This window comes from Amycolatopsis iheyensis, assembly GCF_024703995.1.
GTDB classification, from domain to species: domain Bacteria; phylum Actinomycetota; class Actinomycetes; order Mycobacteriales; family Pseudonocardiaceae; genus Amycolatopsis; species Amycolatopsis iheyensis.
Genome location: NZ_JAMXQV010000002.1, coordinates 228,526 through 242,729, shown reverse-complemented (window position 1 = coordinate 242,729; position 14,204 = coordinate 228,526). Strand labels below are relative to the sequence as shown.

Genomic DNA, 14,204 nt, shown 5'->3' with positions numbered 1-14,204 from the left:
CTCCTTCAGGGGCGCGGGGAATCGGGCACGACACACGGATCGGGCGCCTGCCGGGCCAGAGCGGTGGCGAGCTTCGTGGCCAGTTCGGCGCGGATGCCGCCGAGCCGAGCCAGCAGCGCGTCCGCTTCTTCGAGCTTGCGGCGGTAGACCTCGATCGAGCTCAGGCAGGCGTCGCCGGTTTCGTGGCCGCTGCGGAGGCAGTCCACGAAGGGCCGGGTCTCGTCGAGGGTCAGGCCGATCGTCTGCAGGGTCTGGATTTCCCGGACCAGGTGCAGGTCGTCCTCGTCGTACTCGCGGTAGCCGTTCGCCGAGCGACGGGCCGCCAGGAGGCCTTGGGCCTCGTAAAAACGCAGCGCACGGGTGGTGACACCCGTGCGCTGCGCAAGCTCTCCGATCCGCATGCCTTCGACGCTAGACGTTGACGTCCGCGTCAAGGCAAGGTCTTACGTGTCCGCTCCCCGGAAGTCCTCGGGCGACACGGAGTCGAGGAACTCGCGGAACTTCTCGACCTCGTCCTCCTGCTCGTCCGGGATGATCAGGCCGGCCTCTTCCAGCACCGCGTCCACGGCGTGGATGGGGACACCGATCCGCAGGGCCAGCGCGACCGAGTCGCTCGGCCGGGCGGACACCCGGATGTCGCCGTCGAAGACCAGTTCCGCGAAGAACGTGCCTTCCTTGAGGTCGGTGATCACGACCTGTTCGAGCTCCCGGCCGAGCGCTCCGATGACCTCTTTGAGCAGGTCATGCGTGAGCGGACGGGCGGGGCGGACCCCTTGCTGCTCCAAGGCGATGGCGGTGGCTTCGACCGAGCCGATCCAGATCGGCAGGTACCGTTCACCTTCGGTCTCCCGCAGCAACAAGATCGGCTGATTCGCGGGCAGCTCGACCCGCACACCGACGACGCGCATTTCGCTCATCGGGCTTCGCCTCCCTCTCGTGCACACGGGCGCAGGCGCTGGTTCGGCCGGACGCCGTCATCGCCGACGCTACCCGTCATCCGTGCGCTGTGCTCGCTGTCGAGACTATCTCGGTTCGCCTGCCGCAAACCCTTGCCTTCACGGTACGGCATGCGGTGCCGAACATTCAGTCATTGACATGGGACCGCAAAGAGGATCTCAGCGGCCCATCGATGGTCAACACCCGGCGACGCCGCGGATTCCGGCCTTGACGAGGAGCGTGTGCAGGGTCACCGACAGTGCCGCCAGCTCCCTGACCACCTCATCGGCCCTCGCCTTGGCCTCGGGGTCACGGTGCCGATACACCGGAGTCACGATCTGCTCCAGCAGCCCTACCTCGCGGTCGGCCGCGGCGCGGAAGGCACGCAGGTGTCTCGGCTCGATACCGAATTCGGTCATCGCCTTCACCGTGCGCGCGACCAGCACCGCGTCGGGGTCGAAGAACCCCGCCGGGCCGGGGCGGACCAGACCGTACTGCTGCAGCTCCGCCAGCACGCCGGCGTCGATGCCGGCCTGCTCCAGGAGCTCCTCCTGGGTCAGGCGCAGGTCCTTGCCCGTGGCGAAGTCGTCCGCCACGGGCAGGCCGACGTTCTCCGCCGGGGCGTCGATCGGCACCAGCCGGCGCGGTGGGCGGGGCAGGGCCGTGACCGGCCCGGCGCCCGAGTCCGCCGCGTCCAGCTGTTCCTTGATGACCTTCAACGGGAGGTAGTGGTCCCGCTGGGCGGCCAGGACGAACCGCAGGCGCTCCACGTCCGCCGGGGCGAACTGCCGGTAGCCCGAAGGCGTCCGGCCCGGCTGGACCAGGCCTTCCGCTTCGAGGAACCGGATCTTGGAGATGGTGACGTCGGGAAAGTCCTGGCGCAGCTGCGCCAGGACGGCCCCGATGCTCAGTCCGTGGTTCTGTGGCCGCCCGGCCGCCGTCACTGCGCCCCCTGGCCCCCGTGACCCGGGCCGGTCAGGAAGACCAGGCGGAACTTGCCGATCTGCACCTCGTCGCCGCCGGCGAGCACGGCCTGGTCGACCGGCTCCCGGTTGACGTAGGTGCCGTTGAGGCTGCCGACGTCGATGACGACGAACTCGCCGCCCTCACGCCGGAACTCGGCGTGCCGGCGGGAGACCGTGACGTCGTCCAGGAAGATGTCGCTGTCCGGGTGCCGGCCGGCGCTGGTGGTGTCGCGGTCGAGCAGGAACCGGGACCCGGCGTTGGGTCCGCGCTTCACGACCAGCAGGGCCGAGCCGGGCGGCAGGGCGTCGACACCCTGGACCGGCGCCTCGGCGGCCGGGGCGGGCTCGTGGCCTTCGACTTCGGCCAGGAAGTCGGCCCGGAAGACAGAGGTCCGCTCCGGAGACTGCTCCGGGGGAACGCCGCCGGGCCCGTCGTTCGTGCTCACCTGAGCTCTCCTCCACACATGCTGTGATGCCTAGTACTCAAGAACGTGTAGCTGCCAACGTACCGTGCCTGATCGATTCTCCGAGCCCCGGCTCCCCGAACCGGCGCAGCGCTGGTCCGACCGGGTGGGAGCGGGGTTCAGCCCTTGATCAACGCGTCGTACGCCTCGGCTTCGAGCAGGGCTTCGAGCCCCGCCGGGTCGTCGAGCCGGATCTCGATCAGCCAGCCTTCGCCGTAGGGGTCGCTGTTGATCAGTTCCGGCGAGTCGGCGACCGAGTCGTTGACCGCGACGATCTCGCCGTCGACCGGCGCGAACAGCTCCGAGACGCTCTTCGTCGACTCGACTTCGCCGAAGACGTCGCCGGCGCTGACCTGGCGCCCGACCTCGGGCAGGTCGACGAACACGACGTCACCGAGCTGGTCTTGCGCGTACTCGGTGATGCCGATGCGGACGAGCGTCTCCTCGCGGGTGGCGACCCACTCGTGTTCCTCGGTGTAGCGAAGCTCTTCAGGAGCGGACACCGCCGGTCCCCTTTCATGCCCTCACTGGCGAAACGTGCTGGGCGAAGTCTTACACCCACACGGCGCAGCCGCGGGCGGGACCCGGGAATTCGGTCGCCCTCAGTCGCCGGCGGCGCGGTGCGGCCGCGCTCAGTCCTGTGCTGGAGCCGCGCCGCGCAGTGCGTTGCGCGCCTGCACGACGTACAGCACGCCGGACCACACGTAGAGCACCGCGCCCCAGATCGTGAACGCGTAGCCGATCGGCCGGGCGATCGCCGCGATCGTCGAGCCGCCCTGCGCGAGCAGCAGGAACGGGAACGCGTACATCAGCACGAACGTCGCGCCCTTGCCGATGTAGGTGACCTCGGGCGGCGCGAAGCCGCGGCGGCGCAGCGTCAGCACGCACACGCCCAGCACGGCCTCGCGCAGCACCAGCGGGACCACAACCCACCAGGGGATGATGTCGCGGACCAGGAACGCGACGAGGGTCGCGAGGATGTAGAGCCGGTCGGCCGCCGGGTCGAGGAGCTGGCCCAGCCGGGACATCTGGTTGAGCCAGCGGGCCAGCTTGCCGTCGAGCCAGTCGGTCAGGGCGCTGAACACCAGCAGCGCCAGCGCCCAGCCGTCCTCCTCCGGGCCGAGCAGCAGCCAGAGGAACACCGGCACGCCGGCCAGCCGCAGCAGCGACAGCATGTTGGGGACGTTGAACGCCTGCCGGAGCAAGGAGGGCTCGGCGGCGGCTGGTTCGGGCGCGGCTGAGGGTTCCGGCGCGGCGGTCGGTTCGGGTGCGGCTGGGCTCACCCGCTCAGCGTAGTCAGCAGGCGCGGCGGTGGCTCCAGCCGCGTCGGCGCAGTTCGGCGCTGCTCAGCGCCTCGGGACGGCCCCGGTAGTCGGTGCCCATCCAGCGGGCGCGGCCGGGGCGCGCCTCGAGGACGTACGGCCGCCCGCAGCACCACACGACGCTGCTCGGGACGGTCGGCGGGTCGGCGGGGGCATCGGTGTGCTCGTCGGTGCTGGCTTCGGTGCTGGTCACAGCGTCGGCGTTCATCGCTCTCACGGGCTCGGGACGGGTGTCGGGGACGGGGACGCGCTTCGGCCTCCCCCAAGATCTTCGGCACGCGGGGCCGGGATGTTAACCGGCGCGGCGCGAATTAGACCGATCGATTCTCGGATGCAGCCTGAGGTTTCGGAGCGTGCACGGAATGTTAAACGTCCATTGTGGACAGTGTTTCCGCGGCCACCGCGACCGGGCACCACCCGGCTGGAGTAATCTCCCGCACACCTGTGGGCGAGTCGGCCACGGGGCCCCGGCCCGGATGGGCCAGAATGACCGGGCCAGCCTGACCGGGGAGGAACGATCGCGGTGCCCCATCCGACCACCACGAGGACGTGGCGGCCGTTGCTCGCCGCCTGCCTCGCCGTGCCCGCGCTCGCGGCCTGCTCGAGCGAATCCGCCGCACCGCCGCCCTCCTCGACGCCTCCCCCGGCGACGTCGTCTTCCTCGCCGACGTCGACCGGCACGCCTCCCCCGCCGCCCTCGACCGGCGGCTCGTCCGCGCCGGCTCCGGCGACGAAGCCCGCGAGCGCGCCGCCGCCGGTGCCCGGCTCGTGCGGCACGGTGACCGCGGCCAGCGGGCTGACGCTCTACGTGTTCGACAGCGGCTCGACGGGCGTCAGCTGCGTCGCGGCGACGAAGCTGGTCGGCGACTTCCACCGCAAGATCGCCGGGCGCCAGGGCGCCGGGTCGAACGACGCGGTGAACGAGACCGTCGACGGCTGGCTGTGCACGTCCGGGCCGCCGGCCGCGCAGGGCGGCACCACCTGCACCAAGGGCGAGCAGACGGTGTTCGCCGCCGTCGTGCCGTCCGAGTGAGAACCCCCGTCCCGTCCGCTCCTGAAGGGCCCATGAGGACACTCGCGTACCCGTTCCTGCTCGTCGCCTCGGCCGCTGCGCTGGCCGGCTGTGGCGCCGATCCCGCGCCCGCCGCACCGTCCGCCGAAGCGGCCGCCCCTGCCGCGGCCGCCGCGGCCGCGTCGACGGCACCGGGTGTGCCCTGCGGCGACGTCACCGCCACCGGCGGCGCCAAGACGGCGGTCGTCGCGCACGGCAAGGTCGACTGCGCCGCGGCGACCCAGCTGCTGAAGGACTACTTCGCCAAGCTGACCCCGGCCGAGGCGGCCTCGGCGGACGGCCCCGGCCCGATCGTCCTCGACGAGTGGACGTGCGGCAGCGGCCCGAACGACCCGGTGACGGCGTGCTCCACGGAGGACGGCCGCCAGGTCGAGGGCACCCGCAGCTGACGAGCGCCCCAATGTGGCCTTGGTTGCGTCAGACGCACCGAAGGCCACATTGGGTGCGTCTGACGCACCGAAGGCCACATTGGGGCGCTTGGGACCCGGGTCAGGACTTGAGGTCCGGGAAGTCCTCTTCGCGGAACTCGGTGCCGGCGCCACGGGCCGGGTCGTTCTCGCGGCCCCGCAGCTCGACGCGGCGGATCTTGCCCGAGATCGTCTTCGGCAGCTCCGCGAACTCGAGCCGCCGGATCCGCTTGTACGGCGCCAGGTGCTCGCGGCAGTACGCCAGGATCGCCTTCGCGGTGTCGGCGTCCGGCGAGAACCCCGAAGCCAGCACGACGTACGCCTTGGGCACCGCCAGCCGGATCGGGTCGGGGGCCGGGACCACCGCCGCCTCCGCCACGGCCTCGTGCTCGATCAGCACGCTCTCCAGCTCGAACGGCGAGATCCGGTAGTCCGACGCCTTGAACACGTCGTCCGTGCGCCCGACGTAGGTGATGTAGCCGCGTTCGTCGATCGAGCCGACGTCTCCCGTGTGGTAGAAGCCGTTGGCGAACGCCGCCGACGTGCGCTCGTCGTCGCCGGTGTAGCCGGTCATCAGGCCGACCGGGCGGTGCTGCAGGTCGAGGCAGATCTCGCCCTCGGTCGCGCGCTCGCCGCTGACCGGGTCGACCAGCGCCACCACGAACCCGGGCAGCGGCCGGCCCATCGAGCCGGGCACCACGTCCTGGCCCGGCGTGTTCGCGATCTGGACGCTGCTCTCGGTCTGGCCGAAGCCGTCGCGGATGGTGACGCCCCACGACTTCTGGACCTGCTCGATCACCTCGGGGTTGAGCGGCTCCCCCGCGCCGACGACCTTCTTCGGCGGGGTCTTCAGCGCCGTCAGGTCGGCCTGGATCAGCATCCGCCACACCGTCGGCGGCGCGCAGAAGCTCGTCACGCCGCAGCGGTCCATCTGCGCCATCAGCGCGCCCGCGTCGAAGCGGCTGTAGTTGTAGAGGAAGACCGTCGCCTCGGCGTTGAACGGCGCGAAGAAGTTGCTCCACGCGTGCTTCGCCCAGCCGGGCGAGGAGATGTTCAGGTGGACGTCGCCCGGCTGCAGCCCGATCCAGTACATCGTGGACAGGTGGCCCACCGGGTACGAGATCTGCGTGTGCTGCACCAGCTTCGGCTTCGCCGTCGTGCCGGAGGTGAAGTAGAGCAGCAGCGGGTCGGCGGCCTTGGTCACGCCGTCCGGGGCGAACTCCGGGGACTCCGCGAACGCCGCCGAGTACTGCTGCCAGCCGTCGACCGGCTCTCCCACGGCGATCCGCGTGTAGTCGCCTTCGACGTTCTCGAACTTCGGCGCGTCCACCGAACGGACCACGACGTGCTTGGCCGCGCCGCGCTCCACGCGGTCGGTCAGGTCGGCCGGCCCGAGCAGCGTGGACGCCGGGATGATCACCGCGCCGAGCTTGATCGCGGCGAGGATGGTCTCCCACAGCTCGCCCTGGTTGCCCAGCATGAGGATCAGCCGGTCGCCGCGGCGGACGCCCAGCGACCGCAGCCAGTTCGCCACCTGGTTGGACCGCCCCGACAGCTCCGGGTAGGTCCAGCGGTTCTCGGTGCCGTCCTCCTCGACGATCCACAGCGCGTACCGCTCGGCGTTGTCCGGGTCGTGCGCGACGACGTCGAACCAGTCGATCGCCCAGTTGAACTCGTCGAGCTCCGGCCAGGCGAAGTCCCGGTAGGCGGTTTCGTAGTCCTCGCGGTGGGTCAGCAGGTAGTCCCGCGCGACGCGGAACGCGTGGTGGACCTCCGAAGCCGTCAAGGCTGCCTCCTCTATTCGCCCTTGAACTCCGGCGAACGACGCTCCATGAACGCCTGGACCGCTTCGCCGAGGTCCTTGCTGGGCAGGAACGCCGAGTTCCACGCCGCGACGTACCGGAGGCCGTCGGCGACCTGGCGCTCGGTGTTCGTCGCCAGTACCTGCTTCGTACCCTGCACCACGAGCGGCGGGTTCGCAGCGATCGACCCGGCGAGTTCCCGCGCGGCCTTCAAGAGCTCGTCCTGGTCGGCGTGGACGTCGTTGACGAGGCCGATCTTCTCGGCGCGGGCGGCGTCGATGTCCTTGCCGGTCAGCGCGAGCTCCCGCAGGTGCCCCTCCCCGACGATGGAGGCGAGCCGCTGAAGGCTGCCGAGGTCCGCGACGATGGCGACGCGCACCTCGCGGACACTGAACTTCGCGTCCGCACTGGCCAGGCGGATGTCCGCGGCGGCGACGACGTCGACCCCGCCGCCGATGCACCACCCGGACACGGCGGCGATGACCGGTTTGCGGCATTCGGCGATGGAGCTGACCGCGGCCTGCAGCGAGCGGACCTGGTCGAGGAACGCGGTGCGCGGGCCGGCCAGGTTGTCCCCGCCGAGCATCGGCGCCCAGTCGCCCATCATCGCCGGGAGGTCGAGACCGTAGGAGAAGTGCGCGCCGCTGCCGGTCAGCACGACGGCCCTGACCTGCGGGTCGGCGTCGAGCGCGCGGAACACCAGCGGCAGCTCGCGCCAGAAGTCGGGGCCCATCGCGTTGCCCTTGGAGGGGCCGAGCAGCGTCACTTCGGCGACGGTGCCGTCGACCTCGACCTTCAGCGAGACGAGGTCGGGCAAGCTGTCAGCAGTAGCGGTCATGGGGTCATCTTGACCCATGCCCGCGACGACCCGCCATTGGCGTGTTGTCAATTGACGTCAGGGTCACTGTGTCTCAGGGTCACTGTGCCGAGGACGGCACGGGATGCTTTCCTGGACAGAGGTCACCACGACGCGGGGAGGACGGTGGGACATGAGCCCGGCCAGCAGCGCGACCGCGATCGAGCCCGAGCCCCCGCCCGTCCGGCGGGCGTCGCGGCCGATCGAGCTGACCGGCTCGTTCGAGCACGAGGGCCACCGGCTCTGGTACACCGAGTTCGGCAGCGGCGACCGCGTCGTCGTGCTCACCCACGGCATCATGCTGACCCGCCGGATGCACGCCCCGCTGGCGCGGCGGCTGGCCCGGGCGGGCTTCCGGGTGATCACCCTCGACCTGCTCGGCCACGGCGACTCGGACCGCCCGACCGAGTCGTGGCTCTATTCGATGCCCTCGTTCGCGGAGCAGACCTTGGCGCTGCTGGACCACCTCGAGGTCTCGTCGGCCGTGATCGGCGGGACGTCGCTGGGCGCGAACGTCTCCCTGGAAGTCGCGGTCGTCGCGCCGTCGCGGGCGCGGGGGCTGATCGTCGAGATGCCGGTGCTGGACAACGCGATCGTGGCGGGCCTGATCACGTTCGCGCCGTTGCTGATGGCGGCCCGCTTCCTCCCGGTGACGGTCCAGGCGGTGGCACTGGCGGCCTCCGTGGTCCCGCACGGCAACCAGTGGGTCGACGTCGTGACGGACACGCTGTCGCAGCGCCCGGCTCCGATGGCGGCCCTGCTGCACGGGGTGCTGTTCGGCCGGATCGCCCCGCCGAAGTCGGTCCGCCGCAAGATCACGACCCGCGCGCTGGTGATCGGCCACCAGGGCGACCCGATCCACCCGTTCGGCGACGCGGACACCCTGGCGCTGGACATGCCGGACGCGGAGTTCGTCCAGGCCCGCAGCCCGGTGGAGCTGAGGTTCGACCCGACCCGCCTGTCGGACGCGATCCGAGACTTCGCGGCCAGCTGCTACGACTGACCCGCCGTGTGATCAGCGGGGCATCACGCGTGTCCGGAGAGGCATCACGCGTGATTGAAGGGGCATCGGGGTGATGCCCCTCGGATCACGCGTGATGCCCCGCTGATCACGTGTGATGCCCGTGGGATCACGCGTGATGCCCCTTTACGAGCGCTCGACCGGGGCGAGGCCGGCCACCGGGCCGATCACGATGATCGCCGGTGGGCGCACGCCCGAGGCCGCCGCGTCGGTGACCACCGTGTCCAATGTGGACCGCAGTGCTCGCTGGGTGCGCATCGTGCCGTCCTCGATGATCGCCACCGGGGTTTCCGCGGGGCGGCCGCCGTCCAGGAGGGCCTTCGCGAACTGCGGGAGGCGCTCCACCCCCATCATCAGCACGATCGTGCCGCGCATCCGGGCCAGCAGCTCCCAGTCCACCAGTGACCGGTCGTCGCCGGGGGCCACGTGGCCCGAGACCACCACCACCTCGTGGGCCACGCCGCGGTGGGTCACCGGGACGTCCGCCACCGCCGGGACCGCGAACGCGCTCGTGATGCCCGGGACCATCGTCACCGGGACGCCCGCCTCCGCACAGGCCAGCACCTCTTCGAAGCCGCGGCCGAACAGGTACGGGTCGCCGCCCTTCAGGCGGACCACGAACTTGCCTTCCTTGGCCCGCTCGACCAGCGTCTGGTTGATGACGTCCTGGCTGGCCGCGCGACCGTACGGGATCTTCGCCGCGTCCACGATCTCGACCTCCGGCGCGAGCTCGTCCAGCAGCTCGCGCGGCGCCAGCCGGTCGACGACCACGACGTCGGCGCGCGAGAGCAGCCGCCGGCCGCGGACCGTGATCAGCTCCGGGTCGCCCGGGCCGCCGCCGACCAGCGCGACGCCGGGGAGCGAACCCTCCGGGTGCGGCTGGCGGCCGTCCTCGATCGTGCCGTCGTGCAGGCCGTCCAGCATCGAGTCGCGGACCGCCGCCGAGCGCAGGGGCTCGCCGCCCGAGAGCACGCCGAACAGGAGGCCGCCGTGCCGGCCCGACGCCGGGGTCACCGCCGAGCCCGACTCGCCCTCGTCGGCGCGGACGCAGAACACCCGCTCGCGCTCGGCCTCGGCGCAGATCGCTTCGTTCACCGAAGGGTCGTCCGTGCAGGCCAGCGCGTACCAGGCGTCCTTCAGGTCCCCGGCGGCGTAACGGCGCTCGTGCCAGACCAGCTCGCCCGCGTCCACCATCCCCTGCACCGACGGCGTCGTGTGCGGTGACACCAGTTCGACGCGGGCGCCCGCGCTGATCAGCCGGGGCAGCCGCCGCTGGGCCACCGAACCGCCGCCGAACATGACAACGCGGCGGCCGGACAGCTGGAGGCCGGAGAGGTAGTGCGGGTCGTCCATGGGCGGGAGTTTATTGACGGTTCACCGTCCCGCCAGCCCAGCGTGCGTTACGCCACGCGGAAGACCGGCCCGCGGGCCACGAACGGCAGCCGCGCGCCCCGCGGCACCAGGTACGCGTGTTCGCGCCGCGGCCGGACGTGGTCGCACTGGGCGTCGGTGATGATCAGGATCGGGCCGTCGGCCGGGAAGTCGTCCGCGCGCTGCAGCAGGTCGACGCCGGGCTGCAGGATCGTCCCGCCGCGCCCGCGCACCTTGACCCGGCCCGCGATGTCTTCCACCGCGAGGTAGCCGGCGTCGTAGGCGACGGCGTCGCAGAACACGACCCGCGCCGCCGGGACGTCGCGGGCCAGCGCGTACGACGCGATCGCGCCCAGCGCCTTGCCCAGCAGCTCCGCGCTCATCGACCCGGACGTGTCGAGCACGACGCCGAAGGTCACCCGCCGGTCCAGCCGCTCGGGCCGGACGCGGCCCGGTCGCGGGATGTCCGGCGTCGCCGGCTGGCGCCGCGAAGCCCGCACGTAGCTGCGCACCGGCAGCTCGACGCGGACGTGCTCGTCGAACCAGCGCGCGAGCTGCGCGTCCCACGGCAGCGGCGGGTGGTCCAGGGCCCGGATCTCCTGCTCCAGGCCGAGCGGCAGCAGCCCACGAGCCTTCGCGTGGTGGTACTCGAGGCCCTGGGTGAGCGCGCGGCGGTAGAACTCGTCGAGGTCGACACCCTGGACACGGTCACCCCACGGCAGTGGCCGCGAACGCCGGGACGACCGCCGCTGGGCCGCGTCGGGTTCGGACAGCCAGTCGCCCAGGACGTCGCCGGCCTCGCGTGAGCCCAGCGTGCGCAGCTTCCGGGCGCGGCGGATGTCCGTGGCCAGCGTGTCGTAGACCGACTCCGCGGACATCCCGGTGAGCTGCTGGTCGTGCAGCGAGCCGTCGGGCAGCTCACCGACGCCCATGGCGACCAGCCAGCCGTTGACGACGTAGTCGCAGGCGACGTTCCACAGGTACGGGTCGCGGCCGTGCGCGCGGCGGTCGTGCCGCAGCGCGGCGTGCAGCATCTCGTGGGCCAGCACGAACCGCCACTCCTCGGCGGTGAGCGCGGCGGCCGGGTTGACGTAGATCTCGCCGTGCTCGGCGTCGACCGCGGCCAAGGCGATGTCCCAGGCGCGCACCACCTCGGCGTCGACGACCAGCGTGAACCCAGCGGCGGTCGCGCCGAGCAGCGGGAACGACGAGACGAACCAGCCGAGCGCGCGGTCCCACTCCCCCAGCGCCCGGCGGTGCCGGGTCTGCCCGCGCGCGTCGGCGGCGCGTTCCATCGCCTCGGTGGCCGACGCGATCAGCCCGCGCGCGAACCGCTCGGTCCACGGGGTCGGTTTCCCGCGGTAAGCCAGCTCCCAGCGCGACAGCGGCGGCGCGAGCCGCAGGCACGGCCGGCCGGCGCCCAGGTCGGCGAACCGCTCCGGGACACCGGTTTCGCGCCACGCCCGGGTCAGCGTCTCTTCGTCGCCGCCGGGCAGCTCCGGCGGCTCCACGACGGGCGTCCCGACCCGGACCGCCTCGGCGAACCGGTGCACGGCGACGCAGCACGCGGCGCCGTAGGCCTCGTCGAGGAGCGGCTCGTCGTCGAGGTGGCCGAGCCCGAGGTGCAGCAGCAGGTGCGCGAACACCCACGCCCACTCGGCGGGCTCGGCGTCGCGGCCGCGGTTCGGCGTGATCACGCCGCGGTCGTTGACGACACCCCAGCCGGCGACGCTCTCCGTGCTCAGGCTCGCGCCGCGGCCGAGGTGCTCGAGGACCGTGTGCGAGCGCGCCTGGGCCCAGCCGGCCTCGATCGCCTTGTTCCGGCGGTCGCGGCGCTGGGCCTCGGTCTTGCCGTTCATGCCCGCGCCGCGACCAGCCGCGGCAGGTCGCGCGCGGCTTCGACGAGGAACCACGCCGGCAGCCGCGGGTTCCCGGCTTCGTCGTCGGCGATGACCAGTTGCGCCATCTCCAGCGAGATTTCGGCCAGCTCGACGAGCAGGCTCTTCGCGCGGAACGCGAACTGGCGGACGGCCGTCGACGCGTGCCGCTTGTCGGCGGGCAGGTCCTTGACCAGCCGGGCGCGGAAGGTCTCGGCGAGGAAGTAGAGCAGGTCGCGGTCGGCCGGCCAGCGCGCGTCGCCCTTGAGGATCGCGTCCAGGTCGAAGGCGTGCCGCGCCACCTTGAGGTACGCGCGGAACGCGCCCGCGTGCTGCGGGGTCAGGGTGGCGTACGCGAGCAGGGCGATCGTCTCGTCGCTGTCCGGGTCGCCGTAGGAGTGCAGGAGGTCCGAGAGCATGTGCCACGACCGCGGCGTCGAAAACGGCTCTTCGGTCTTCGGCGGCGGGCTCCACAGGTGGTCCGGGCGCTGGGTCAGGTACTCGATCACCCACGGGTGGATCGCGTTCCCGGCCGCCCAGGCGAGCCAGTCGCCGGCCGCGGCCCGCAGGTGGACGTGCACCAGGCGGTTCACCAGCGCCGACGCCATCGGGCGGGCCAGCGCCTGGTCGGTGGCGCGGTTGCCGGCGCCGATCATGACCGAACCCGCCGGCAGCTCGTACGAGCCGATGCGGCGGTCGAGGATGAGCGAGTAGAACGCCTTCTGGACGTCGGGCGCGGCGGCGTTCAGCTCGTCGAGGAACAGGCAGTACGGCTCGTCGCGGGCGATCTGCTCCGGCGGGCAGAACCGGCTGTGGCCGTCGACGATCTGCGGGACGCCGATGAGGTCCTCCGGCGCGAGCTGGGTCCCGAGCAGCGACACGCACTCGAGACCCAGCGACGCCGCGAACTCCCGCACCAGCGAGGACTTCCCGATGCCGGGCGCGCCCCAGAGGAACACCGGCCGGACGACGGCGGTGTTCAGCAGGACTTCGGGCAGCTGGGCGGGCGTGACCGTGAGCTGGGCGTGCAAGCGTGGACCTCCTGAGTCAGGACATCCCTGGCGACGCCCCCTTTCGTCCGCTCATGATCGCGCGCCCGCCCGGCGTGCGCATCCGAATTACGACGCGCGGCCCGGGTACGGCAGCAAGGCCATCTCGCGGGCGTTCTTGATCGCGGTGGCGACCTGTTTTTGTTGCTGCGGCGTCAATCCGGTGACGCGGCGAGCGCGGATCTTGCCGCGGTCGGAGATGAACTTCCGCAGCAGCTCGACGTCCTTCCAGCCGACGTGGGTGATCCGGTTGGCGTGCAACAGGTTCACCTTGCGCTTGCCGGGACGGTCGCGGTTCGGCTTCGGCATCCGGCTCACCAGCTCGACTTCGTGACGCCGGGCAGCTCGCCGCGGTGCGCGGCCGCGCGCGTCTTCACCCGCGACAGCCCGAACTTCCGCAGGTATCCCCGCGGACGCCCGTCGGCGGCGTCGCGGTTGCGGATGCGCGTCGGGCTCGCGTCCCGCGGCAGCTTCTGCAGCGCGACGACGGCCTCGCCCTTGGCCTCCGGAGACGACGAAGGCGAAGCGATCACGGCCTTCAGCGCGCGACGGCGTTCGACGTACCGCGCGGCGACCACCTTCCGCTGCTCGTTCTTCGCGATCTTGGACTTCTTGGCCATCAGCGCTCTTCCTTGAACTCGACGTGCTTGCGCGCGACCGGGTCGTACTTGCGCAGGACCAGCCGATCGGGGTTGTTCCGCCGGTTCTTCTTCGTGACGTAGGTGAAGCCCGTGCCCGCGGTCGACCGCAGCTTGATGATCGGGCGGATGTCGGTGCTCTTCGCCATTACAGCTTCACTCCCCTTGCCTTCAGTTCGGCCACGACGGCCTCGATGCCGCGCTTGTCGATCGTCTTCATGCCCTTGGCGGAGACGCGCAGCCGCACCCACCGGCCCTCGCTGGGCACGAAGTAGCGACGGTTCTGCAGGTTCGGCTCCCAGCGCCGCGAGGTGCGGCGGTGCGAGTGCGAGACCTGCTTGCCGTAGCCCGGCTTGCGGCCGGTGACCTGGCACACGGCGGACACGGACCCTCCCAAGTTGATAGTGGTTGTCGTTTTCATCTA

At 71.6% G+C, this 14,204-nt stretch carries 19 protein-coding genes; 3 read left to right on the top strand and 16 right to left on the bottom strand.

Going from position 1 to position 14,204, the window contains the following annotated elements; translation table 11 throughout:
• Positions 1-5 precede the first annotated feature (5 nt).
• The 7 genes from M8542_RS04825 to M8542_RS04795 form a co-directional block, all read right to left on the bottom strand.
• A complete protein-coding gene (locus M8542_RS04825) occupies positions 6-401 on the bottom strand; it encodes a MerR family transcriptional regulator (RefSeq protein ID WP_257918761.1) in 396 nt (131 codons plus the stop codon).
• A 42-nt stretch (positions 402-443) separates the two neighbouring features.
• Complete coding sequence (locus tag M8542_RS04820; RefSeq protein WP_009078856.1) at positions 444-917, bottom strand: bifunctional nuclease family protein; 474 nt, start codon at positions 915-917, stop codon at positions 444-446.
• A 216-nt stretch (positions 918-1,133) separates the two neighbouring features.
• A complete protein-coding gene (gene ftsR / locus M8542_RS04815) occupies positions 1,134-1,880 on the bottom strand; it encodes a transcriptional regulator FtsR (RefSeq protein WP_257918760.1) in 747 nt (248 codons plus the stop codon).
• Positions 1,877-2,347, bottom strand: a complete 471-nt coding sequence (gene garA, locus M8542_RS04810) for a glycogen accumulation regulator GarA (protein WP_257918759.1) — start codon at positions 2,345-2,347, stop codon at positions 1,877-1,879. Before garA ends, ftsR begins: the two co-directional genes overlap by 4 nt.
• Before the next feature lie 137 nt (positions 2,348-2,484).
• Positions 2,485-2,868: a glycine cleavage system protein GcvH gene (gcvH, locus tag M8542_RS04805; RefSeq protein WP_257918758.1), complete on the bottom strand. Its 384-nt coding sequence runs from the start codon at positions 2,866-2,868 to the stop codon at positions 2,485-2,487.
• A gap of 129 nt (positions 2,869-2,997) precedes the next feature.
• A complete protein-coding gene (clsA, locus tag M8542_RS04800) occupies positions 2,998-3,570 on the bottom strand; it encodes a cardiolipin synthase ClsA (protein ID WP_308210242.1) in 573 nt (190 codons plus the stop codon).
• Between the two features lie 91 nt (positions 3,571-3,661).
• Complete coding sequence (locus tag M8542_RS04795; protein WP_257918757.1) at positions 3,662-3,895, bottom strand: hypothetical protein; 234 nt, start codon at positions 3,893-3,895, stop codon at positions 3,662-3,664.
• 315 nt (positions 3,896-4,210) lie between these two features.
• On the opposite strand from M8542_RS04795, the gene M8542_RS04790 reads away from it, so the two are divergent.
• Both M8542_RS04790 and M8542_RS04785 read left to right on the top strand, forming a co-directional pair.
• Positions 4,211-4,720 (top strand): hypothetical protein, encoded by a 510-nt coding sequence (locus tag M8542_RS04790; protein WP_257918756.1) that lies wholly within the window; start codon positions 4,211-4,213, stop codon positions 4,718-4,720.
• 32 nt (positions 4,721-4,752) lie between these two features.
• Positions 4,753-5,148 (top strand): hypothetical protein, encoded by a 396-nt coding sequence (locus M8542_RS04785; protein ID WP_257918755.1) that lies wholly within the window; start codon positions 4,753-4,755, stop codon positions 5,146-5,148.
• A 100-nt stretch (positions 5,149-5,248) separates the two neighbouring features.
• Here M8542_RS04785 and M8542_RS04780 read toward each other — a convergent pair whose 3' ends face one another.
• Together M8542_RS04780 and M8542_RS04775 are read right to left on the bottom strand one after the other, a co-directional pair.
• Complete coding sequence (locus M8542_RS04780; RefSeq protein WP_257918754.1) at positions 5,249-6,952, bottom strand: AMP-binding protein; 1,704 nt, start codon at positions 6,950-6,952, stop codon at positions 5,249-5,251.
• 11 nt (positions 6,953-6,963) lie between these two features.
• Complete coding sequence (locus M8542_RS04775) at positions 6,964-7,806, bottom strand: crotonase/enoyl-CoA hydratase family protein (protein ID WP_257918753.1); 843 nt, start codon at positions 7,804-7,806, stop codon at positions 6,964-6,966.
• 151 nt (positions 7,807-7,957) lie between these two features.
• Between M8542_RS04775 and M8542_RS04770 the strand changes: the two genes are divergently transcribed.
• The gene (locus tag M8542_RS04770) at positions 7,958-8,827 is read left to right on the top strand and encodes an alpha/beta fold hydrolase (RefSeq protein WP_257918752.1); all 870 of its coding nucleotides are present in this window, start codon (positions 7,958-7,960) and stop codon (positions 8,825-8,827) included.
• Positions 8,828-8,971: 144 nt separating this feature from the next.
• Here M8542_RS04770 and cobA read toward each other — a convergent pair whose 3' ends face one another.
• The 7 genes from cobA to rpmB all read right to left on the bottom strand — a co-directional run bounded on the left by cobA (position 8,972) and on the right by rpmB (position 14,165).
• Positions 8,972-10,198, bottom strand: coding sequence for a uroporphyrinogen-III C-methyltransferase (gene cobA, locus M8542_RS04765; protein WP_257918751.1), 1,227 nt, complete (start codon positions 10,196-10,198; stop codon positions 8,972-8,974).
• A 47-nt stretch (positions 10,199-10,245) separates the two neighbouring features.
• Complete coding sequence (locus M8542_RS04760; protein ID WP_257918750.1) at positions 10,246-12,075, bottom strand: vWA domain-containing protein; 1,830 nt, start codon at positions 12,073-12,075, stop codon at positions 10,246-10,248.
• Positions 12,072-13,124 (bottom strand): ATP-binding protein, encoded by a 1,053-nt coding sequence (locus M8542_RS04755; RefSeq protein WP_257918749.1) that lies wholly within the window; start codon positions 13,122-13,124, stop codon positions 12,072-12,074. The genes M8542_RS04760 and M8542_RS04755 overlap by 4 nt, the downstream gene beginning before the upstream one ends.
• An 87-nt stretch (positions 13,125-13,211) precedes the next feature.
• A complete protein-coding gene (rpsR, locus tag M8542_RS04750; RefSeq protein ID WP_257918748.1) occupies positions 13,212-13,460 on the bottom strand; it encodes a 30S ribosomal protein S18 in 249 nt (82 codons plus the stop codon).
• Positions 13,457-13,762, bottom strand: a complete 306-nt coding sequence (gene rpsN / locus M8542_RS04745) for a 30S ribosomal protein S14 (protein WP_257918747.1) — start codon at positions 13,760-13,762, stop codon at positions 13,457-13,459. Before rpsN ends, rpsR begins: the two co-directional genes overlap by 4 nt.
• Positions 13,762-13,929: a 50S ribosomal protein L33 gene (gene rpmG / locus M8542_RS04740; protein ID WP_257918746.1), complete on the bottom strand. Its 168-nt coding sequence runs from the start codon at positions 13,927-13,929 to the stop codon at positions 13,762-13,764. Before rpmG ends, rpsN begins: the two co-directional genes overlap by 1 nt.
• Positions 13,929-14,165: a 50S ribosomal protein L28 gene (rpmB, locus tag M8542_RS04735; protein ID WP_257918745.1), complete on the bottom strand. Its 237-nt coding sequence runs from the start codon at positions 14,163-14,165 to the stop codon at positions 13,929-13,931. Before rpmB ends, rpmG begins: the two co-directional genes overlap by 1 nt.
• Positions 14,166-14,204 lie beyond the last annotated feature (39 nt).